This window comes from Pedobacter africanus (assembly GCF_040548825.1).
GTDB lineage: Bacteria > Bacteroidota > Bacteroidia > Sphingobacteriales > Sphingobacteriaceae > Pedobacter > Pedobacter africanus_A.
Genome location: NZ_JBEPSL010000001.1, coordinates 656,948 through 679,604 on the forward strand (window position 1 = coordinate 656,948; position 22,657 = coordinate 679,604).

16 protein-coding genes, 1 tRNA gene and 1 other RNA gene are annotated in these 22,657 nt (G+C 43.3%); 6 read left to right on the top strand and 12 right to left on the bottom strand.

Going from position 1 to position 22,657, the window contains the following annotated elements:
* Nucleotides 1-33 precede the first annotated feature (33 nt).
* From ABIE26_RS02555 to ABIE26_RS02565, 3 genes are all read left to right on the top strand, one after another.
* Nucleotides 34-2,382 (top strand): glycoside hydrolase family 95 protein, encoded by a 2,349-nt coding sequence (locus tag ABIE26_RS02555; RefSeq protein WP_310140381.1) that lies wholly within the window; start codon nucleotides 34-36, stop codon nucleotides 2,380-2,382.
* A gap of 33 nt (nucleotides 2,383-2,415) precedes the next feature.
* Nucleotides 2,416-4,686, top strand: coding sequence for a GH92 family glycosyl hydrolase (locus tag ABIE26_RS02560; protein WP_310140380.1), 2,271 nt, complete (start codon nucleotides 2,416-2,418; stop codon nucleotides 4,684-4,686).
* A 156-nt stretch (nucleotides 4,687-4,842) separates the two neighbouring features.
* Nucleotides 4,843-5,523: a hypothetical protein gene (locus tag ABIE26_RS02565; protein WP_310140379.1), complete on the top strand. Its 681-nt coding sequence runs from the start codon at nucleotides 4,843-4,845 to the stop codon at nucleotides 5,521-5,523.
* A 122-nt stretch (nucleotides 5,524-5,645) separates the two neighbouring features.
* On the opposite strand, the gene ssrA is transcribed toward ABIE26_RS02565, so the two are convergent.
* The 3 genes from ssrA to ABIE26_RS02580 form a co-directional block, all read right to left on the bottom strand.
* Nucleotides 5,646-6,012, bottom strand: a transfer-messenger RNA (tmRNA) gene (gene ssrA / locus ABIE26_RS02570).
* Nucleotides 6,013-6,079: 67 nt separating this feature from the next.
* Nucleotides 6,080-7,282 carry a pyridoxal phosphate-dependent aminotransferase gene (locus tag ABIE26_RS02575; protein ID WP_310140378.1) on the bottom strand — a complete coding sequence of 401 codons (1,203 nt, stop codon included), beginning with the start codon at nucleotides 7,280-7,282 and terminating at the stop codon, nucleotides 6,080-6,082.
* 107 nt (nucleotides 7,283-7,389) lie between these two features.
* The gene (locus ABIE26_RS02580) at nucleotides 7,390-7,782 is read right to left on the bottom strand and encodes a DUF1573 domain-containing protein (RefSeq protein ID WP_310140377.1); all 393 of its coding nucleotides are present in this window, start codon (nucleotides 7,780-7,782) and stop codon (nucleotides 7,390-7,392) included.
* 207 nt (nucleotides 7,783-7,989) lie between these two features.
* On the opposite strand from ABIE26_RS02580, the gene ABIE26_RS02585 reads away from it, so the two are divergent.
* On the top strand, nucleotides 7,990-10,413 hold the full coding sequence (locus ABIE26_RS02585; RefSeq protein ID WP_310140376.1) for an alpha-ketoacid dehydrogenase subunit alpha/beta: 2,424 nt from the start codon (nucleotides 7,990-7,992) through the stop codon (nucleotides 10,411-10,413).
* Nucleotides 10,414-10,448: 35 nt separating this feature from the next.
* On the opposite strand, the gene aroC is transcribed toward ABIE26_RS02585, so the two are convergent.
* The 6 genes from aroC to ABIE26_RS02615 form a co-directional block, all read right to left on the bottom strand.
* Nucleotides 10,449-11,537 carry a chorismate synthase gene (gene aroC, locus ABIE26_RS02590; protein WP_310140375.1) on the bottom strand — a complete coding sequence of 363 codons (1,089 nt, stop codon included), beginning with the start codon at nucleotides 11,535-11,537 and terminating at the stop codon, nucleotides 10,449-10,451.
* A 2-nt stretch (nucleotides 11,538-11,539) separates the two neighbouring features.
* Complete coding sequence (locus tag ABIE26_RS02595; RefSeq protein ID WP_310140373.1) at nucleotides 11,540-12,799, bottom strand: 3-phosphoshikimate 1-carboxyvinyltransferase; 1,260 nt, start codon at nucleotides 12,797-12,799, stop codon at nucleotides 11,540-11,542.
* A gap of 2 nt (nucleotides 12,800-12,801) precedes the next feature.
* Complete coding sequence (locus ABIE26_RS02600; RefSeq protein WP_310140370.1) at nucleotides 12,802-13,941, bottom strand: chorismate mutase; 1,140 nt, start codon at nucleotides 13,939-13,941, stop codon at nucleotides 12,802-12,804.
* Nucleotides 13,942-13,988: 47 nt separating this feature from the next.
* Entirely contained in the window at nucleotides 13,989-14,822 is an 834-nt protein-coding gene (locus ABIE26_RS02605) for a prephenate dehydratase (protein ID WP_084241127.1), read from the bottom strand.
* 333 nt (nucleotides 14,823-15,155) lie between these two features.
* Nucleotides 15,156-16,220 carry a 3-dehydroquinate synthase gene (aroB, locus tag ABIE26_RS02610; RefSeq protein WP_310140367.1) on the bottom strand — a complete coding sequence of 355 codons (1,065 nt, stop codon included), beginning with the start codon at nucleotides 16,218-16,220 and terminating at the stop codon, nucleotides 15,156-15,158.
* Entirely contained in the window at nucleotides 16,220-16,426 is a 207-nt protein-coding gene (locus tag ABIE26_RS02615; RefSeq protein ID WP_310140365.1) for an RNA-binding S4 domain-containing protein, read from the bottom strand. The genes aroB and ABIE26_RS02615 overlap by 1 nt, the downstream gene beginning before the upstream one ends.
* Nucleotides 16,427-16,522: 96 nt before the next feature.
* On the opposite strand from ABIE26_RS02615, the gene ABIE26_RS02620 reads away from it, so the two are divergent.
* Nucleotides 16,523-17,707 (top strand): proline dehydrogenase family protein, encoded by a 1,185-nt coding sequence (locus tag ABIE26_RS02620; protein WP_310140362.1) that lies wholly within the window; start codon nucleotides 16,523-16,525, stop codon nucleotides 17,705-17,707.
* Between the two features lie 66 nt (nucleotides 17,708-17,773).
* On the opposite strand, the gene katG is transcribed toward ABIE26_RS02620, so the two are convergent.
* Both katG and ABIE26_RS02630 read right to left on the bottom strand, forming a co-directional pair.
* Nucleotides 17,774-20,047: a catalase/peroxidase HPI gene (gene katG, locus ABIE26_RS02625; RefSeq protein ID WP_310140357.1), complete on the bottom strand. Its 2,274-nt coding sequence runs from the start codon at nucleotides 20,045-20,047 to the stop codon at nucleotides 17,774-17,776.
* Between the two features lie 158 nt (nucleotides 20,048-20,205).
* A complete protein-coding gene (locus ABIE26_RS02630) occupies nucleotides 20,206-20,856 on the bottom strand; it encodes an HAD family hydrolase (RefSeq protein ID WP_310140355.1) in 651 nt (216 codons plus the stop codon).
* A 53-nt stretch (nucleotides 20,857-20,909) separates the two neighbouring features.
* Here ABIE26_RS02630 and ABIE26_RS02635 point away from each other — a divergent pair.
* Nucleotides 20,910-20,983: transfer RNA gene (locus ABIE26_RS02635), tRNA-Ile, on the top strand.
* Between the two features lie 85 nt (nucleotides 20,984-21,068).
* Here ABIE26_RS02635 and ABIE26_RS02640 read toward each other — a convergent pair.
* Complete coding sequence (locus ABIE26_RS02640) at nucleotides 21,069-22,655, bottom strand: hypothetical protein (RefSeq protein ID WP_310140351.1); 1,587 nt, start codon at nucleotides 22,653-22,655, stop codon at nucleotides 21,069-21,071.
* Nucleotides 22,656-22,657 lie beyond the last annotated feature (2 nt).

The window sequence follows — 22,657 nt, forward strand, 5'->3', positions numbered from 1 at the left end:
TAGGACAAATATGGATTCGAAACAATATATATCATGAAGAAACTGTTAGCGGTATTTTATTTTTGCTACCTCGCACTAACAAATGTATTCGCCCAACAAAAGCCTCTAAAATTATGGTATGATAAACCGGCGGAAATTTGGGAGGCCACATTACCGCTTGGCAACGGCAGGTTGGGAATGACTCCTGATGGCGGGATTTTAAAAGAAAAAATCGTTCTCAACGATATCACTTTATGGTCAGGCAGTCCGCAGGATGCTAACAATTATGAGGCATATAAAAAGCTGCCTGCCATAAGAGAATTACTTGTGCAAGGGAAGAACGATGAAGCCCAGGCACTGGTGAACAGCAATTTTGTTTGTAAAGGTGAAGGTTCAGCGGGTGAGAGATGGGGTAAATTTCAAACGATGGGGGCGTTGGAAATCGATTTTACCTACAAAGCAGATCGTGCGGGGAAACAAGAGACCGGGGCATATCGTCGGGAGCTATTATTAGATCAGGCGATTGCAAACTGTACATTTACACGTAGCGGTGTAAATTATAAAAGAGAGTACTTTACAAGTTTTGACGATGATGTCAGTGTGATCCGGCTAACAGCTGATAAACCCGGACAGCTTAATTGCCGGATTGCCATGAACAGGCCGGAACGTTACCGTGTGGAAACAACGGGCAACGAGTTGCAGATGTCAGGCCAGCTCAACAATGGTACTGACGGCAAGGGGATGCGTTATTTGGCCAGGGTCCAGGCAAAATTGAAAGGTGGGACTGTCCATCCGGAAAATAATAATTTAGTAATTGAAGATGCTACAGAGGTGTTGATTTATATTTCCGCGGGAACTGATTTCAAAGGTTTTGCCTTCGAAGAAAAGACAGCTCAGTTTTTGGCTAAGGCAATGAAAAAAAGTTATGATCTGCAAAAACGCGGACATATAGCTGCATTTAGCAGGCTCTTCAAACGGGTTTACTTCGATCTTGGTGAAAGCCCGACAGCAGATTGGCCAACAGATCGCAGGATCGCTAATTTCTACAGCAATTTTGATAAGGACCCATCACTTGCTTCCCTGTTTTTTCAATATGGAAGATATCTGAGCATCAGCAGCACAAGAGTGGGGTTGTTGCCGCCAAATTTGCAGGGCCTGTGGGCACAGGAGATCAATACGCCATGGAATGGCGATTACCATCTGGATGTAAACGTGCAGATGAATCACTGGCCCCTTGAGGTGGCTAATCTTTCGGAACTGAACCTGCCGCTTGCAGACCTGGTAAAAAGCCTCATTGAACCGGGAAAGAAAACGGCCAAAGCATATTATAATGCTGACGGCTGGATTGCGCATGTCATCACCAACGTATGGGGATTTACAGAACCTGGTGAGAATGCATCATGGGGAGCGTCAAATGCAGGTTCAGGTTGGCTATGCAGCAATTTATGGGATCATTATGCTTTTACGAAAGACCTGGGCTATCTCAATGATATTTATCCGGTATTGAAAGGCTCCGCCGAATTTTATAAAAGCGTGTTGGTTAAAGACCCAAAAACAGGCTGGATGGTTACTTCTCCTTCGGTTTCCCCGGAGAATTCTTTTTATATGGCCAATGGCAAGGTCGCAAGTCTCTGTATGGGGCCTACTATTGACAATCAAATTGTGAGAGAACTTTTTAGTAATGTGATCAGTGCATCAAAACAATTAAAAATTGATGCAGCATTTAGAAAAGAACTGGAGAATATGCTGACGTTAATACCTCCTGCCGGAGTAATCAGCAAAGACGGGCGTATACAGGAATGGCTGGAAGATTATAAGGAGATTGAACCAACTCACCGCCATATTTCTCACTTATATGGGGTATACCCAGCGGGATTGATCACACCTTCATCTACTCCTGAACTGGCAGAAGCAGCAAAAAAAACGCTTGAAGTAAGAGGTGATAACAGCACGAGCTGGTCTATTGCTTACAAGATGCTGTTTTGGGCAAGGTTACATGATGGTAACAGGGCATTCAAATTGATCAGAGAGATGTTGAAACCGGTTGCTGACCCGAATAATATGGGCGGTGGAGGAGGGGTTTATCCAAATTTATTTTCAGCACATCCTCCGTTTCAAATTGATGGTAATTTTGGAGCTGCAGCTGGTATTGCTGAAATGCTTTTACAGAGCCATGATGGTTATATAGATTTATTACCGGCTTTACCTGCTGTCTGGGAAAATGGTGAGGTGAAAGGGTTCAAAGCAAGAGGCAATTATACCGTAGATATGAAGTGGAAAGATGGTAAGATTATCAGATATGCCATATATTCTGCTAAGCCAGAAAAAATTAAGGTCAGGCTCAACGGCGAGTATAGCGCGTATACCACACTTAAAAATCCATTGAATGGCAACAAGCGATAGACAGTTGTTTTTATTGAAATTAAAATATAAAAAATGCTCATAAAAAAGTGCGCTCTTAAATTAGGTTATTGTTTATCTCTTGTCTGTATTGGCAGTATTGCTGGTCCGTCCCTGAGCTGTTTTGCTCAGAAGCAACCTATTGAATTTTCACCCGTAGCGTATGTAAATCCATATATGGGGAATATTAGTCATCTGCTTGTCCCTACATACCCTACAGTTCATCTTCCCAATAGTTTGCTGCGGGTTTATCCCGAACGATCAGATTTTACCTCAGATAAAATTCACGGTTTGCCTGTTGTGGTAACGAGCCACCGGGGCAGTTCTGCATTTAATCTTAGTCCAGTACAGGGAAATGCTAAAATTGAGCAGCCTGTTATGGATTACAGTTACGACGACGAAAAGGTTACTCCATTTTCTTACCATGTTTATCTGGACGAAGATGATATATCCGTTGAGTTCGGTGTGTCGCATCAGTCTGCAATCTATGGCTTTAATTTTAAGGGTGCTGCGGCGAGGTCACTCTTATTCAATTCAAGAAATGGGCACTTACAATGGGACGGAAATTCTTTATCTGGAAGCCAGGAAATTGGGAATAATACTAAAGTATATATTTATGCCGAGCCCAATGTGAAGCCCATGGCCATTCAAGGTCTTAAAAGAGGGCAGTTATTTCCTGCTAATACCGTTAAGGGTGAAGATGCCTGTTTGCTATTGAGTTTTAACAAAAATCAGTCGGATATAAAAGTTAGATATGGAATTTCATTCATTAGTGAAGAACAAGCCAAAGCTAATCTCAGACGTGAAATAAAGAACTTTGATTTGAAAAGTGTGATCGGTAGGGGTAAAGAAATCTGGAACGATGTTTTAGGCAAAATCAAAGTTGAAGGGGGGACAAAAAATGAAAAACATATATTTTATACGTCACTTTACAGGGCATTTGAACGGCCTGTTAATATTTCGGAAGATGGAAAATACTTTAGTGCATTCGATGGTAAGATCCATAATGATAACGGACAGCCCTTTTTTACAGATGACTGGATCTGGGATTCTTATCGTGCACACCATCCGCTGAACGTTCTTATCGATCCGGAAAAGGAGTCTTACGTATTGAATTCCTTTGTTAGAATGGCAGAACAAATGAGCGCGTACTGGCTTCCCACTTTTCCAGAGATCAACGGGGATAGCAGAAGAATGAATTCGAATCATGGAGTAGCTTCTATTTTAGATGCATATGAAAAAGGAATTCGTGGCTTTGACCTGGAGAAAGCTTACAAGGCTGCAAAAGGAGCGTTGACAGAAAAAACACTGGCACCATGGTCGGCTAAACCCAAAGGAAAACTGGAAGAATTTTTCACTAAAAATGGCTATATCCCGGCATTACGTCCGGAAGAAAGAGAAACCATTCCAGAAGTTCATTCCTTTGAAAAAAGACAACCTGTGGCCGTAACCTTAGGAACCTCCTATGACCTGTGGTGTCTGTCAAAGCTGGCAAAAATACTTGGTTACGAAGATGACTATGCGCTTTTTTCGAAACAAGCATTCAGTTACAGGAACCTGTTTAACGAAAAGACTAAATTTTTCCATCCTAAAGATTCTTCAGGTAAATTTATAGAACCATTTGATTATGTTTTCTCGGGAGGGTTGGGGGCAAGGGAATATTATGGGGAGAACAATGCATGGATTTATCGCTGGGACGTTCAGCATAACATCAATGATTTGATTCAGTTAATGGGTGGCAGCAGGCAGTTTGTTGGATACCTGGATGAGATGTTTAATGCTTCATTGGGAACAGCAAAATTCGCATTTTATTCTCAATTGCCAGATCATACAGGAAATGTTGGCCAGTACTCTATGGCAAACGAACCATCATTACATATTCCGTATTTGTACAATTTTGCCGGACAACCATGGAAAACTCAAAAAAGGATCAGAACTTTGATAAATCAGTGGTTTAGAAATGACCTTATGGGAGTTCCAGGCGACGAAGACGGTGGCGGTCTTTCTTCATTCGTTGTATTTTCGCAGCTGGGATTTTACCCTGTAACTCCGGGGAACCCTACCTATACTATTGGAACTCCATTTTTTGAAAAAGCTACGATTAAACTTAAAAGCGGAAAGGAATTTGTTATAGTCGCCAAAGGCACTTCAGACACCAATAAGTACATTCAATCGGCAAAAATAAATGGCGTAGAACTTACGAGGCCCTGGTTAGATCATAAACAAATTATGAATGGCGGAAAACTGGAATTTGTGATGGGACCAAAAGCAAATAAAAATTGGGGAATTAGGTCTAACCACCAATGAACTTATCCTACGTAAAGTTATTTTACTTTTTTGCTGGCATAAAAATAGGAGATTGAAAAGCCCTGAGGGGCCGTATCCAACCAAAACGCGAAGAAGAGGCGGGCAGGAGCAAAGGAAATTATAAAGGGCTTATTTCTTGACTTAAGTAAAGGAGTTATGGCTTCTCGCCAATCTACCTTTGCATATCATTTAACAATTAGTCATATTGATATGCAAAAGAAGATTTTATGGATTGGGCTTGCCCTAACGTTGGCAGGCAGTTTACAGGTGGAGGCACAGCATGCCCCACAAGACAGTACTAATAAAAAGTATTTTGTTGGGAGTACATTCCTGATGTTAGGAAATTTTATTCCTAACGACCGAAATCCACCTCATTTTATACAACTAAATGTTGGCTATAGGATCACACCTAAAGATGTTGTTTTCCTGGAATTAAAAAGATCAAGGTTTGCTTACCCTTTAGGTATCCCCTGGGGAGAATCATTTGATGCACCAGGCGAAAACTATCCCGGACATGTACGCCAAAATGTAATTGGATTGGCATACAATCGTTTTTGGTGGAAAGGATTATATACAGCCATTCATGCAATGAATGCTTTTCAAAGATATTATGATGAGGATGATAAAAAGATTACAAATGGATTCACTTTATTTATGACCTACCGTTTGGGTTACCAGGTTAAACTATTTAAAAACCGGTTCTTTATAGAACCATCTATCGGTTTGACGCATTGGCCCATAAAAACCAACACACCACAATCTTTTGAAGAAAAGGAAAGTAAATGGCCTAAATACTTTGGTTTTGAACCCGGGCTTCATTTTGGGTTTAACTTTTAGCAATTTGACTGACCATTTAAACATCTTGACATCACCAACTGGCAAGTTTTATAACAATACAATGGCTTGTTTTTAGGTGCCTATAAATAATAAAAACCCTGAAAAAAATACTTTTCAGGGTTTTGTGGAGCCGAAGGGGTTCGAACCCTTGTCCAGTTGTGCGATAAATTATGCCTTCTACATGCTTATTTTCCAATTAATTGTAGGGATCTGGCGGGCTGGAAACCGACCTAACCTTTCACCTTAGGTGCTTTATCTCACAACTGTACCACACCTTACAGTTGCCAGCGTTGTTATTTCGATGCCCCATATTCTAACCTAACATCGCAGCAGTTAGAGGGACAAAAGCTAGGCTAATTCTAAATTAGGCAGCTAAGGCGTAGTTATTTTCGCCAATTATAGTGTGAACGTTCTCTTTTAAGTGCTCTCCGTACAACGCACTGCATGCTTACATACCCAACGTCACCCTGTCAAATCCAAAACGGCCCCATGTTAAATATGCTGATGTTCAGGGATTAAACTTTTCCTTGCCCATCAGCATACAAAGATACGAAAATTATGCCATTTTACGGCCAGGATATTGTTGTAAAGCAATGTCGAGGCAATCCATGGCCTTGTTAAGGTCCGCTGTGTTCAGTACATAAGCCATTCTGACTTCATTTTTTCCTGAACCTTCGGTTGAATAAAAACCTGTAGCAGGTGCCATCATGACAGTCTCGCCATTGTTGCTGAAGCTTTCCAGCATCCATTGACAGAACTGATCGGCATCATCAATAGGCAGTTTGGCAACTACATAAAATGCACCGCCCGGGTTAGGGCAAAATACGCCCTCCATGGCATTTAGTCTTTGTACAAGGGTATCCCTGCGTAAAGTATATTCTTTATTCACTTCTTCAAAATAGCTGTCTGGCGTATCTACAGCAGCAGCTCCGGCAATCTGCTCTACCATTCCCGGACTTAACCTTGCCTGTGCAAATTTTAAACCTGCCTGTATCACCTCTTTATTTTTGGTGATCAAGCAACCCAGTCTGGCACCGCAAGCGCTATATCTTTTAGAAACGGTATCCATTACCACCACGTTCTGCTCTAAACCTTCCAGGTGTGCCGGTGAAATGAATTCACGGCCATCATAACAAAATTCACGATAGGCTTCGTCCGAGAACAGGAACAGGTCATATTTTAAACAAAGTGCCTTTAAGGCCTCCAGCTCTTCTCTTGAATACAGGTAACCGGTTGGGTTGTTCGGGTTGCAGATGATAATGGCCTTTGTTTTTTCGGTGATCAGCTTTTCGAACTCAGCAATAGGAGGTAAGGCAAAGCCATTTTCTATATGAGAAAGGATAGGTTTAACCACCACATTGCTCATGCAGGCAAAGCCGTTGTAGTTTGCATAAAAAGGCTCAGGGATAATGATTTCATCACCTTCGTTTACACAGGTTTGCATGGCTATGGTGATGGCTTCTGAACCACCTACGGTAACCAATATATCGGCAGGAGTAATGTTATAGCCCAGTTTGTTGTAATATTCTGCCAGCTTGCTGCGGTAGTTTAAAGTACCTTCCGATGGGGTATAAGCCCATACGTTAAAGTCTATATTTTTAATGGCATTCAGCATTCCTTCCGGGGTCGCAATATCTGGCTGCCCGATGTTTAAATGGTACACTTTTTTACCCTCCTTTTTTGCCTGATCGGCATAAGGAGTTAGTTTTCTTATTGGTGAAGCGGGCATTTGAAGCCCCTTTTCCGAGATGTTAGGCATGTTATAAATGCAAGAATGTGAATGAATAAGTTAGTTTTTCTATGGGCACAAAATTAAAAAACCTCGTTGATTAACGAGGTTTTTAATCAAAATATCTTTCAGGTTCCCTATTTGCTGGCTGCAGCTACAGTTTCTCCTTTAATGTACAATACTTTGGTAGTGGTTTTAGCATTGGACGTAATGGTAATGCTTTTGCTGAACGGCAAAGCAGCGCCTGTAGGGTTGTAGGTTACTTTAATTACACCTGCATCACCTTTTTTAATAGGCGTTTGGGTATACTCCGGAACGGTACAGCCGCAGGTAGTCTCTACTTTGGTAATGATCAGCGGCTGATCACCAATGTTGGTGAATTTAAACTCTACGCTTGCTGGTTTGTTCAAAGGAATTTTTCCGAAATCATGACTCTCTTTATCAAACTTGAACTCGGCAGGTTTTGACTGGGCGTTAACAGCAACACTTAGTCCTAAAGTCAGCGTAAACAATAATAATAGCTTTTTCATCAGTGTCTTTTTTTAATTCGTTGTGGACAAAAATCCAAATGTATTGATCAGTTCAATAACCGCCTTGAATTCGTCCTGTTGGATGGTTTATGAGCAAATTTAATCTTTAATTTGGTAAAACAAAAAGTATTCCAACATATAAATTAATCAACACTGTTAAGTCATACTTTAGATTTTGTGTATCTTTGCCGCATAACTTTTTTGCTTATGATGCCAAATGTTAAACTCACTACCAACCCTATTGATGCCGCTGAGTTAAGTTTTGACGACTTCAAAACCATTGTTATAAATGATTATAAAATAGCTTATGAAAGCAGACAGGCGAGTTTACTTGGGCGAAAGGAAGTTTTAACAGGAAAAGCAAAGTTCGGCATTTTTGGAGATGGCAAAGAGTTGCCGCAGATTGCAATGGCCAAGGCCTTTAAAAATGGCGATTGGCGCTCGGGTTATTACCGTGACCAGACCTTTGCCTTTGCTGCGGGGATTTGTACCATTAAGGAGTTCTTTGCCCAGTTGTATGCCAACCCAAGTGTGGAGGCTGATCCTGCATCGGCAGGCAGGCAAATGAACTGTCACTTCGCTACCCGCTCCATCAACGAAGATGGCAGCTGGAAAGACTTGACACAAATTAAAAACAGTTCTTCAGACATTGCACCTACAGGTGGTCAGATGGCCAGACTGGTGGGGCTTGCATATGCTTCAAAGCTATACAGGCAAAACCCCGAACTGGAATACCTGAAGAATTTTTCTGTAAACGGAAATGAGGTAGCCTTTGGTACCATCGGTAATGCTTCAACTTCGGAAGGTGTGTTTTTTGAAGCAATGAATGCCGCCGGTGTTTTACAGATCCCTATGGCGATGTCTATCTGGGACGATGCTTATGGCATTTCTGTTCCTGCAAAATACCAGACTACCAAAGAAGATATTTCTGAAATACTAAAAGGCTTTCAGCGCGATGAAAAAGGCGAGGGCTACGAAATTTATAAAGTAAGGGGCTGGGATTATCCGGCGCTTTGCGAAACTTACCAGCGTGCAATTGATGTTTGCCGTACCGAACATATTCCTGTCCTGATCCACGTAACAGAGGTTACACAGCCGCAAGGTCATTCTACTTCCGGTTCGCACGAACGTTATAAGGATAAAGCCAGGCTGGAATGGGAAAAAGAATACGATTGCATTCTTCAGATGCGTAAATGGATGCTCGAATCGGCTATCATTACCGAGGAAGAACTGACCGAACTGGAGGTGACAGCCAAGAATTTGGTACGTGAAACCCAGAAAGAAGCCTGGAATGAATTCCTGGGTTCTATTAAAACTGAAAAAGACCAGGTGATTGCTATGATCAATAACCTGGCAGCGGGTGATCCTACGTTAATCAAAATTGCAGCTCAACTGGCCAATACACCGGATGCACAAAGAAGAGAAGTGATCTCATCGGCAAGAAAAGCTTTGCGCTTATCTGTTAGCCAGTCGTCAGCAGAACGGACTGCGCTTTTATCCTGGTATAATGAACAGGATGAACTCAATATAGATCGCTACAATTCAAAATTATTTACAGACGGCAGTGAAAGCCCCTCGCTGATCAATGAACTGAAACCGGTATACACAGAGCAAAGCAAAATGGTTGATGGCCGTGAATTGCTGAATGCCTGCTTCGACTCGAATTTTGCCCGTGACCAGCGTTTGGTAGCCTTTGGAGAAGATTTGGGAGCCATAGGTGATGTAAACCAGGGTTTTGCCGGTTTGCAGGCCAAATACGGTGATCTGAGGATCACAGATACCGGTATCCGGGAAATGACCATAGTAGGGCAGGGAATTGGTTTGGCCTTACGTGGTTTGCGCCCTATCGCCGAAATCCAGTACCTGGATTACCTGGTTTTTGCGCTGAATGTATTGAGCGATGATCTGGCCAGCTTGTCTTACCGTACCAAAGCCGGACAAAAAGCACCTGTGATCATCAGGACACGCGGGCACAGACTGGAAGGGGTATGGCATTCCGGATCGCCTATAGGAATGATCCTGGGTTCGCTAAGGGGCCTGCACATTCTTGTACCAAGAAATATGACCCAGGCAGCAGGAATGTACAATACCTTATTCAGGTCTGATGAACCTGCGCTGATCATAGAATGCCTGAATGGCTACCGTTTGAAAGAAAAATTGCCGGAAAACGTTGGTGAATACACAGTTCCCTTTGGAAAAGCTGAAATTGTAAGGGAGGGTGCTGATATTACGGTGGTTTCCTATGGTTCTACCTTAAGGATTGTAGAAGAAGCTGCCGAAGAACTGGCCCAGATGGGGATATCGGTTGAAATTGTAGATCCGCAGACTTTACTGCCTTTTGATACGGAACAGATCTGTGCCGGATCATTGGCCAAAACCAATAAATTATTAGTGGTGGATGAGGATGTGCCGGGAGGCGGAACCGCATTTTTACTGCAGCAGATACTGGAAGAGCAAAAAGGTTATTACCATTTGGATGGGCAGCCTAAAACACTGAGTGCCAAAGCACACAGGCCTCCTTATGGTTCTGACGGGGATTATTTCAGTAAGCCTTCTGTAGATGATGTAATCGAAGCGGTATATAGCATGATGCATGAGAGCAATCCGGGTAAATATCCGGCGATATTCTAAATCATCACCAGATATTGTTAAACAAAACAAGCAGGTCATAACCTGCTTGTTTTGTTTCTGAGCAGATGATCTGCAAGCACCAGCGCAGCCATTGCTTCTACAATAACTACTGCCCTTGGTACTACACAAGGATCGTGTCTGCCTTTTCCTTTGATTTCAGCAGCTTCTCCTGCTGCGTTGATGGTTTGCTGGTTGTGCATAATGGTAGCTACAGGCTTGAAAGCAACAGTGAAATTGATTTCCATGCCATTAGAGATACCTCCCTGAATACCTCCCGAGAAATTGGTCAGTGTTTTAGGTGCCCCCCCGGTAGCCAGGAAAATGTCGTTGTGCTCCGAACCTCTCATTTCGCTTCCAGCAAAACCAGATCCATATTCAAAACCATGTACGGCATTGATGCTGAGCATGGCCTTGCCCAGATCGGCATGGAGTTTATCAAACACCGGCTCGCCTAAACCAACCGGGCAATTTTTGATGATACAGTTGATCTTTCCACCAACAGTATCTCCGTCTTTTCTCACACTGTCAATGAATTCGATCATCTGGTGTGCAGTTGCCGGGTCTGCACAGCGTACGATATTGTCTTCCCTGGTTGCCAGCAATTCAGCGATATTATCGCCATCCAGATTGGGAGCCGTGATTTTTCCTACTGCAGCAACATGGGCAAAAATTTCAATACCATGATGTTTGAGCAACAACTTGGCAATGGCACCGGCAGCTACTCTTGCGGCTGTTTCCCTTGCCGAAGAACGTCCGCCACCGCGATGGTCGCGGATGCCATATTTGGCATCGTAGGTATAATCTGCATGAGAAGGGCGGTAAACATCAGTATTGTGACTGTAATCCTTGCTCCGCTGGTCTTCGTTAGGAATGAGCATCGCGATAGGGGTTCCTGTACTTTTCCCTTCAAATGTTCCGGATAAAATCTGGACTGTATCGCTTTCTTTACGCTGTGTGGTAATTTTTGATTGTCCCGGCCGGCGTTTGTCCAGTTCCGACTGGATAAATTCCAGGTCAATAGGCAACTGTGCCGGACAACCGTCTAAAATAACGCCTATGGCTGTTCCATGTGATTCGCCAAAGGTGCTGATGCGAAATAACTGACCAAATGTATTGCCTGCCATATTTAAATTTCTTTTACTGTAAAACCTGCTTTCTCCAAATCTTTCCAGAAATCTGGATAAGATTTCTCTACCACCTGGTAGTCTTCCATCTCCACTTCTTTAATAAACAGACTCAAAGGGGCAAACGCCATGGCCATTCTATGGTCATCGTAAGTGGCAAAAGTTACCTTTTCCGGAAAGCTAAGCTGCTTGCAATTTAAGGTATATACTTCATTATCTTCTGTCAATACCACACCAATTTTGGCCAGTTCCTGCTGTAGGGCCAGAACCCTGTTGGTCTCTTTTATTTTCAGTGTTTCCAATCCGGTAAATGAAAGGTTTAAGCCTTTGGCAGCAGCACACACGATAATGGTTTGTGCCAGATCGGGGCAGTCCTTTAAGTTCAGCACTTCATGGATGGCTACCGAGGTGCCGGACTTTAAGGCAATTCCGTTGGCGGTTTGTGATGTGCGTACCCCAAAAGGCACCATAATATCCCTGATCCTGCTGTCGCCCTGCAGGCTCCTTTCTTTTAAATGCGGCAGGCTGATGCTTCCATGGTCGGCCAGGGCAACAATACTATACCAGTAAGAGGCCGCGCTCCAGTCGGGCTCAACAATTAAGTTGCAGGACTCAAAAGGCTGGTGATCGATATGGATGGTTTGTCCTTCCCATTTGTAGCTGATTCCTGCTTCTTCGAGCATGCTCAGAGTCATCTCCAGGTATGGGCGTGAAGTCAGTTCACCTTCAATTTCCAGGGATAAACCTAGAGGTAGGGAAGGGGCGACCATTAACAGCGCAGATAGGTACTGACTGCTGATGTTTCCGGCTATTTTAACCTTGCGGCTGCTTTGTGCAAAATGCTTGCTGATATCGATAGGAGGAAAACCTTCCTGACCGGCATACCTGATCTCAGCACCAAGCTCCCGCAAGGCCTCTACCAGTAATTTTATCGGGCGTTCTTTCATCCTGCCAGAACCGGTAAGGTGAAACATCCCTTTGGTAATGGTTAGATAGGCGGTAAGAAAACGCATTGCTGTGCCGGCATGGCCAACATCGACAGAGAAAAAGGTATCCGGATCATTTTCTTCCCGGATGGCTTTGAGGATGTTGTTCAGCGTAACGGTGTCTACGGCATCAGAAAGGTTGCCCACGCTTATCAGGCCACCAGACAAGGCACTGATGATCAGTGCCCTGTTGCTTTCGCTTTTTGAACCCGTTAAGGCTATTTCAGCATTTATATCTTTATTCCCTTTAAAAGAAACAATTGCGTTCTTACTCATTGTTAAGATTTAACTTCTGTATGTGCTTCTGCGGCAATACCTTTTTCTGCTTTGCCTGCATTCATAATTTCTGTTTGTTTACGGATAGATTCTCCGTGTACCAATTCCAGGAATTTTTCAGTAAAGTTTAAATCTAATTTCAATGCTTTTGCAAATGAAGCACCTTTTTTAACGATGGCTTCCCAGCGGTTTACCTGTAAAATGGTTACCTGGTTGTCGCGTTTAAATTCACCTATTTTAGCAACAATGGCCATACGCTCGCCCAGTTTTTGTAACAGCAGGTCATCTATTTTATCGATTTGTTTACGCAGTTCTGCCAGTTGATCAGTAAAGGCTTCGTTTTTAGACTCAGGCTCACGTACGGTCAGGCGGTCTACCAATTCACTCAGTGCGGCCGGGGTAACCTGCTGTTTGGCATCAGTCCAGGCTACAGATGGGTCTAAGTGCGATTCAATCATTAAGCCTTGCATGTCAAGGTCAAGCGCCTTCTGAGAGATGTAAGGGATCAGTTCACGGTTACCGCAGATGTGGCTTGGGTCATTAATGATGGGCAATTCAGGGCATAATGTTTTCAATTGAATGGCAAGTTCCCACATTGGTTCGTTACGGAACGAGCTTTTTTCGAATGAAGAGAAGCCGCGGTGAATGGCACCCAGTTTGGTAATACCAGCTCCGTTGATGCGTTCTAAGGCACCTATCCATAATTGAAGGTCAGGGTTTACCGGGTTTTTTACCAACACAGGAATGTCCACACCTTTTAAGGCATCCGCAATTTCCTGAACAGTGAAAGGATTAACGGTTGAACGGGCACCGATCCATAAGATGTCTACTCCTGCAGCCAAAGCCTCTTCAACATGTTTTGCGTTGGCAACCTCTACTGCAGTTGGTAATCCGGTTTCTGCTTTTGCCCTTTTCAGCCATTCCAGCCCGATGCTGCCGATACCTTCAAATTCTCCCGGACGGGTACGTGGTTTCCATATACCGGCCCTTAATACGGATACTTTTCCGGTTGCAGCAAGTAAATGTGCAGTAGTTAACAACTGTTCTTCGGTTTCTGCACTACATGGACCGGAAATGATCAGGGGCTCGTTGTTGGTGTTAAGCCATGTGTTTAATGGCTGAATGTTCAATTTTAGTTTCATTTTGTTGGGGTTTAAATTTTTATTTTACGAAGACTATTTTTCAGAATTTATACTTTATCGTTCTTTTGGTACTCGCCCATAATGTTGAAGTTAGCTGTGTATTTTAAAGCTTGGCGAATGGCTTTATCGTAGTTTTCCATATTGCTCCACTCCATATCTACATAGAAGTAATATTCGTTGCGTTTACCTAAAACCGGCATGCTCTGGATTTTGGTAAGGTTACACTGCTGCTCGGCAAAAATATTCAGGATTTTGGATAAGGCGCCTACATGATTTCCTGTCTGGAAACAGATGGAGGCTTTATTGATGTCTTTCAATTCCTCGGTTTTGTCAAGTTTAAGGATCAGGAACCTGGTGAAGTTCTTTTTATTCGATTCAATTCTTCTTTCAATGATGTTGAGGCCATACATTTCGGCAGCAAGGGTATTGGCTATGGCCACTGTATCTGTTAGCTGCTCTTCTTTGATACGTTTGGCACAGGCGGCAGTATCACTACCCTCAATTACCTGTATCTGTGGGTAATCGTAGAAAAAATCGACACACTGGCGCAGGGCAATAGGATGGGAGGTAGCATATTTTACGTCTTCAAATTTAACACCAGGCAAAGCCATCAGGTGCAATTGAATGGGCAGGTATACTTCACCTACCACTGCAAAATTATATTCGCGGATGAGGGTGTAATTGGGCAAAAGGCTTCCGGCAATAGAATTTTCGATGGCCATGACAACGAAATCCGCTTCTTTTTTTTCTAAACTCTCACAGGTTTGTTTAAAAGAATTGCATTCGATAGTCTGAATGTCCTTTCCGAAAAATTTGAAGGCCGCTTCTTCGTGGAAAGATGCTTTAATGCCTTGTATTGCTACTCTTGGTCCTTTTTTCATTGGTTTAATTTTATCCTTTTTTTTAATTCTGGCTATGTTTAAACAAAAAAAAGTCCCGGCGTTGGGCCGGGACTTTCGTATACAATTATCGTGTTGATATCAGTGCATATTAGTCCCGGCTCTTACTAAAGTAGTAAAAGTAACCAAACCAATATGTAGTGATATTATTTTTCATTTTTCTTCGTTGTGATGAGCAGCTGTTGCCAGAACCCATCTTTATTTCATTTTGCCAAATGTACTAACAAAATTTTATTTGTCAATACTTAAATAAAAAAAATATTTTTTTGTTGTTCCCGGTTTATCAATTGAGACTTAAAACTTTAGCCAAATGGGTTAATTGCCGATCCGGTTAAAGTAAGTAAAACTTTCTAAAATGTCTTTTTCCGATACCCTGCAGTTGTAATCGCATTTACCGGTACTGCTCAGCAGCGAAAACATGATCTGTCCGTTTTCATTCTTCTTATCGCTTTGCATAAATTCCATTAACTGGGCAAAACTCTCTTCCTTAATGGTATAAGCAGGGTACAATTTGCTGATATAAGCAGTAATATCTTCCAGTTCCCCGGCCTTAAGGGTGTTGTTTGTTGAGGACAGGAAGGCCTCGCAGATCATCCCTATAGCAATGGCTTCGCCATGTGTAAGCGGCTGTGCGTCGTTGATGAGCGAATAAGTCTCCACAGCATGGCCAATGGTATGCCCGAAGTTGAGAATCTTTCTCAGTCCTTTTTCATGTGGATCTTCGGTTACCACTTCATTCTTTATTTCAACCGAACGGTAGATGGCCTGGGCAGAAACCTGCAGGTAATCGCTGTTCTTTAATTGCTTATAATATTCCTGGTCTGCAATTAAGCCATGTTTGATCATTTCAGCAAAGCCAGACAGCAGTTCCCTTGGTGGCAGTGTTTTTAAAAAGGCCGTTTCAATAAAAACACATTGCGGAAGGGTAAATGTACCCACCATGTTTTTAACATTATCTACATCAATGCCGGTTTTGCCGCCAACAGAGGCATCTACCTGCGACAATAAAGTGGTTGGGATATTGATGAAATCGATCCCTCTTTTATAGGTAGAAGCCACAAATCCACCCATGTCGGTAATTACACCGCCACCCAGATTGATCATTAAACATTTGCGGTCGGCACCAAAATCAAGCAGGGTTTTCCAGATACCTATACAAAAATCGATGTTCTTGTTTTCCTCTCCGGGATCCGTTTCTATCAGGTCAAAACCATGGAAGTCGTCCATCATTTCGCGGAAAAGCGGCAGGCATAGCTCGGAAGTATTACTGTCTGCAAAGACAAAGATCTTGCTGTATTTGCCCGATTCAACAATGTTTGTTAAGGATTCGAGGCCGGTTTCAAAATAAATGCTGTGACCGGCACTGTCTAATTTGTTCATTAAATTACTGTTATTTTTTGTCCCATAAAATCAATTACATCGCCAACGCGGACTTTCAGTCTCTTGCGGTAGTCTACCGTTCCGTTGTATTTGATCAGGCCGTCTTCAACTACGGTTTGTGCTTCTCCGCCACTTTGTACCAGTCCGGTCGCTTTTAACAATTGAATAAGCGGGATAAACTCGCCCTCTAATTTAAATTCTATCATCGCATGGCAAACTTACAATTAATTATAAAGTGTTTTACCACCAATAGCAAGGGAATTTATACTTTTGCATGCAAAATGACTAACTGACATTCGTAAATGGAAACACCCCCCAAAAAATCATTAAATTTTGATGATACCGAAATTGCATTCCGCAATAAGTCAAATGCCGAATTAAACGCGGCTTACTGGCTTTTTAAGATCATCAGCAGTAATTTTTTAACAAAAATAGGTCCGCCCATTACCAACTTTAGCCTTAACATAGGATTGCCGATCAAAGGCATCATTAAGGCCACTATATTTAAACACTTTTGTGGCGGGGAAACCATCGCAGAATGTGAGCATACCATTGCACAGCTGCATTCGGGCAATGTAGGTACTATTTTAGACTATTCTGTTGAAGGGGAAGAGGAAGAAGCCGTTTTTGACTTTACCTGTGAGGAAATCATCCGGACGATTGAACGTGCAGCAGGTGATCCACGTATTCCCATTACGGTTTTTAAGGTGACAGGTATAGGCAGGTTTGGCCTGCTGGAAAAGCTGGACGCCAAAAAGGAGCTGAGCGCTGCCGAACAGGCTGAATTCGATAAGGTCAGAAAACGTTGCGAGAAGATCTGCCGTGCTGCATTTGAAAAAAATGTACCGATTATGGTGGACGCAGAGGAGACCTGGATACAGGATACGATTGACGAGTTGGCTATGGACATGATGCGCCTGTTTAACAGGGAGCGGATAATTGTATACAATACCTACCAGATGTACCGCCACGATAAACTGGTCGATATGAAGGCTGATCACCTGATTGCAAAAGCTGAAGGCTTTATACTGGGGGTAAAAATGGTACGTGGTGCTTATATGGAAAAGGAAAGGAAACGTGCCGAGGAAATGGGCTATCTTTCGCCTATACAGCCCGATAAGGCGGCGTCCGACAGGGATTACAATGCTTCTTTGCACTACTGTATGGAACACATAGCCGAAATTGCTTTTGTTTGCGGTACCCATAATGAAGAAAGCTGCCGTATTCTTGCACAGCTGCTGGATGAGCATAACATTAACCACAACCATCCGCATGTTTATTTTGCGCAATTGCTGGGCATGAGCGATAATTTAAGTTTCAATTTATCTGATGCAGGATATAACGTTACCAAGTATGTGCCTTATGGGCCTGTTAAGGCGGTGATGCCCTATCTTTTCAGAAGGGCGCAGGAAAATACTTCTATTGCCGGTGCAACCAGCAGGGAGCTTGGCCTGATCATTAAGGAAAAAAAGCGCAGAAGGCTTTAACAAAGTTTAACAACATAGAAAAGGCTTTTGCATGTGCAAAAGCCTTTTCTATGTAGCATTAAAAAATTAAGCCAGATCGAACCTGTCCAGGTTCATCACCTTGTTCCATGCCGATACAAAATCGGTAACAAACTTTTGTTGCGCATCTGCACTTCCGTATACCTCTGCTACTGCCCTAAGCTCGGAATTGGAACCAAAAACAAGGTCTGCTCGGGTGGCAGTCCATTTTTTTGCCCCTGTAGCACGGTCGCTGCCTTCATAAATTTCCCTGTCTTCTGATGCCGCTTTCCAGGAGGTATTCATATCCAGCAGGTTTACAAAAAAATCATTGGTTAGCTGCCCGGCACGTGAGGTAAACACACCATGTTTACTGCCATCGTAATTCGTATTCAACACACGCATACCGCCCAATAGTACAGTCAGCTCTGGCGCTGTAAGTGTGAGCAGCTGAGCTTTGTCGATCAGCAATTCTTCTGTCGATACCGGAATTTTTGCTTTCCGGTAATTTCGGAAACCATCGGCAATAGGCTCAAGGTAACCGAAGGATTCTACGTCGGTCTGTTCCTGGGCAGCATCCATACGGCCCGGGCTGAAAGGAACTGTAAGCTTATGGCCTGCGGCTGCTGCTGCTTTTTCAACCCCTGCGCAGCCTGCAAGTACGATCAGATCTGCCAGGGAAATTTTTTTGCCGTTTGCCTGTGCCGCATTAAATTCCTTCTGGATATTTTCCAGCACGTCCAGTACCTTTTGTAATTGTGGCGGATTGTTTACCTGCCAGTATTTTTGCGGGGCAAGCCTGATTCGGGCACCATTGGCACCACCGCGCTTATCGGAACCGCGGAAAGTTGAAGCAGAGGCCCATGCCGTAGCTATCAGCTCAGATGTGCTTAACCCTGATGCCAGTACTTTTGCTTTCAGGGCGCTAACATCATCCTCAGCGATCAACTGATGGTCAACAGCTGGAATTGGGTCTTGCCACAACAGTATTTCTTCCGGCACATCCGGCCCCAGGTAGCGTGAACGAGGCCCCATATCGCGATGTGTCAGTTTGAACCAGGCACGGGCAAAGGCATCTGCAAATGCATCAGGATTTTCAAGGAAGCGGCGGGATATTTTTTCATACGCCGGGTCGAACCTCAATGAAAGGTCGGTTGTCAGCATCATAGGAAGCTGCTTTTTCGAACTGTCAAATGCATGCGGAATGATTGCTTCTGCATCTTTGGCAACCCATTGATGTGCACCGGCAGGGCTTTTAGTGAGCTGCCACTCGTGGCCAAACAGGTTCTCAAAAAAGTTATTGCTCCATTGGGTAGGGGTTCTGGTCCAGGTAACTTCCAATCCGCTGGTAATGGCATCGGCACCTTTACCGCTGCCAAATTTGCTGGCCCAGCCAAAGCCCTGCTGTTCAATACCTGCAGCCTCGGGCTCCTTACCCACCAGTGCTGTGTCACCTGCGCCGTGCGTTTTGCCGAAACTATGGCCGCCTGCTATCAGCGCTACTGTTTCTTCATCGTCCATGGCCATTCGTCCAAAGGTATCACGGATGTCTCTGGCTGCAGCTACCGGGTCGGGATTGCCATCTGGTCCTTCCGGATTGACATAAATCAACCCCATTTGTACAGCTGCAAGTGGTTTTTCCAGTTTTCTGGAGTGAATGTCTCCATCGGCATTGTCATCCGCTACCAATACACTTTCACCTTCTACCCCCGAAGAACCATGTGCATAACGTAGATCGCCGCCCAGCCATGTTTTTTCTGCACCCCAGTATACAGATTCATCTGCTTCCCAGACATCTTCACGTCCGCCGGCAAAACCAAAGGTTTTAAAACCCATTGACTCCAATGCAACATTACCCGTCAGGATCATCAAATCTGCCCAGGAAATGTTGCGGCCATATTTTTGTTTGATTGGCCAAAGTAATCTCCGGGCCTTATCCAGACTAACATTATCAGGCCAGCTGTTTAATGGTGCAAAGCGCTGGAGTCCGGCACCTGCACCCCCGCGTCCATCACCTACACGATAAGTGCCTGCACTGTGCCATGCCATGCGGATGAACAGGCCACCATAGTGGCCAAAATCTGCCGGCCACCAGTCCTGAGAGTCAGTCATGAGTGCATGCAGGTCTTTTTTTACCGCTTCCAGATCCAGGCTGTTAAAGGCTGCTGCATAATCGAACTGCTCATCCATAGGGTTCGAAAGGGAGGAGTGCTGGCGGAGAATATTTAGTTTTAACTGATTTGGCCACCAATCGTTATTTCGTGTACCGCCACCGCCAACATTATGCTTCATGCTGCCGTTATGAAACGGACATTTACTGATGTCATTAGAATTGTTTTCCATATTTCTTCATTAAATTATTAAGCTATAACAATGCACTTTTGTTAGTTATTTCAGGCATTGTTATAAATTTATGGATAATCAGATCAGGATGCAAACAGCAAATATCTATAAAGGTATAGAGGTTTTCTATTTAATCTCTTTCAATAAATGGAGATTGACTATAGGATGTGGTTTTCTGCCAAAACCTGTTCCAGTTCTCTGGGGTGCCTGGTCATCAACAGGGTATGCAGACCAGCTAATTTTGCGCCTTCGATATGCTGCGGACTATCGTCTATAAAAAGGGTCTCGTCTGGGTTCAGCTTATTCTCTTTAATGACCTGTTCAAATATTTCTACATTAGGCTTGCGCAAAAACATTTGCTGGGAATAGTATGCTTTTTCGAACAATGCGGCATTGTCTTCCATATTGAATTCTCTTTTCAGGTAATCTACGATGTAATTGTAATGCGTTTCATTATTGTTACTCAGTAAAAATGTGCGGTATTTCTGTTTTACTTTAAGCAATACATCATGAACTCCGGGAGGTACACCAATCAGTAAGCTGTTCCAGGCATCATCAATTTGCTGGTCTGTGAGGTCATTGTTACCTGCCGCTTCACGGATCCCTTCCCGGAACTGGGCCGGAGAGATGGCTGCGGTCTCAAAATTATTAAAAAGCTGATGATGGCTTTTGTGCGAAAAGAATTCTGTATTATTGGCAATACCGAGTTGTAATAGAGCCTCTTGAGCCTTTTTGAAGTCAATTTCGAAGATTACATTGCCGTAATCGAAAATAATATTTTTTATTTTTTGTGCTAAAACTGTTTCCATAATTGAATACAAATATGTAACATTGCACTCGCAAAATCGAAAAGATTTTCACTGCGCCTATAGCTCAGTCGGTTAGAGTAGAAGACTCATAATCTTTTGGTCCCTGGTTCGAGCCCAGGTGGGCGCACAGTCAAAAAGCCGTTTCTAATGTTTTAGAGGCGGCTTTTTTATTGCCCCTGGGGGCCGGCTATGCTGCGGCAACCTGTACTCATTTAAAATATCATAATTCCAGCCGTCCAGCCAATCCAGCCCTTCAGTTTGGTATGATGCAAATTAAACTGATCTTTACGGTGGAGCAGATCAGCATAACCTTTATAAACGGCAGACTGATCACTATAGTAAATATTTACTGAAGGACCTGCTATAAGTCTAAGCTTATCTGCTATACGCAGGTTTAATCCCAGATCCAGGCGGTTCAGAAAGTTAAGGTCTCTCCAGTTGCCCAAATAAAGGTAACGACAGCTCAATTCGGGGCTAAAGCTAAGAGGGGCGCCAGGGCACATCATTGTTCCGAAGCCAAATCCAAAACTATATTGTTGATTTTTTTCTCTTAGGTTCGCACCGGCAAGGACTGCAGTATAAAGATTATTATTGCCGGTTTTCAGCGCCAGGTTGAGGTCCGTAGTTTCGTTGCTGCTCAGCGTTATCCGCTGAAAACCATCGCCAATTAAATTCAGCAATCCGAAACTATAACCTGTAGAGGCTTTGGCGATATTGATCAGTCCGAACTGTAACCCATTAAGCTGGTCAGCCCGATTTATAATTCCCGACATTTGCAGACCTTCTGATTTTCCATGAACGGTATTGAATATACCGGCCAGCTGCAGACCTGAAGCATTTTTCTTTACTATATTATAGATGCCTGCAAGTTGTACCCCGTCTGTTCCACCTCCGTTAATATTAAAAATACCTGCTACCTGAGTACCGCGCATGTTCATTTTATTGAGATTGAATATACCGCCGACTTCAACACCATTTACACCTGCATTGTAACCACCAATCACATTGAGCGCTATTTGATTCACAATTTGTCCGCTGAAATTGCCATGAGTATTAATTGCGGGTGTTAAAGAAGCCTGATAAGGTGCTTTGGAAATGATGGTCCCAAGATTTAATGCATGTATACGCTGTTTTGATGAAATAAGAAATTTTGCCAGTCCGTTTTCAAGAAGCGTGCCCGGATCCTGAGAAATATCGTTTTTCCGGACAGATCTCTTTGCTTGCCTGATGTCAACTTCCAATAAATAATAGGTAGTAAGTTCTTTATATTCTTCTTTGCTGATGCTGAGGGCAAGGGGTTGAAAGATATGCGACAGATCGATCTTAAAATATCCGTTTTCGTCGGTTAAAGTGGCCTGGGCAAGATTCCGCTCATAAACACTGGCATTGTGTATTTTAGCACCTGTTTGTTCGTCAACCACATAACCTTGTATGGTGTAATGTTCCTGGTCGCCCGATGCTTTATCCAGAATTAAGGTTAGACGTTTCGGAGCGTAACGCAGGATAAGAAAATTTTTTGTTTCCAGGTAGTCGTACCGTTCATTAAGCAGCTGGTCTAATGCATCCTTTACACTGATTGCTGTAACCTGAAGACTAACCAGACTATCCCTTGGTATGATCCTGCTTTGATACGAAAACCGGAATCCGGCCTTTTCTTCGATCTGATCCATGACTATACCCAGGGGCTGTGTATTGCAGTTAATGGAAATGCTGCGGCCCAGTATAGACTGGGCATAGCTGTTCAGATGAAGCAGGGATATGCAGACAAGCAGTAAGAGGCGGTTAGTAAAAAGACGCATAA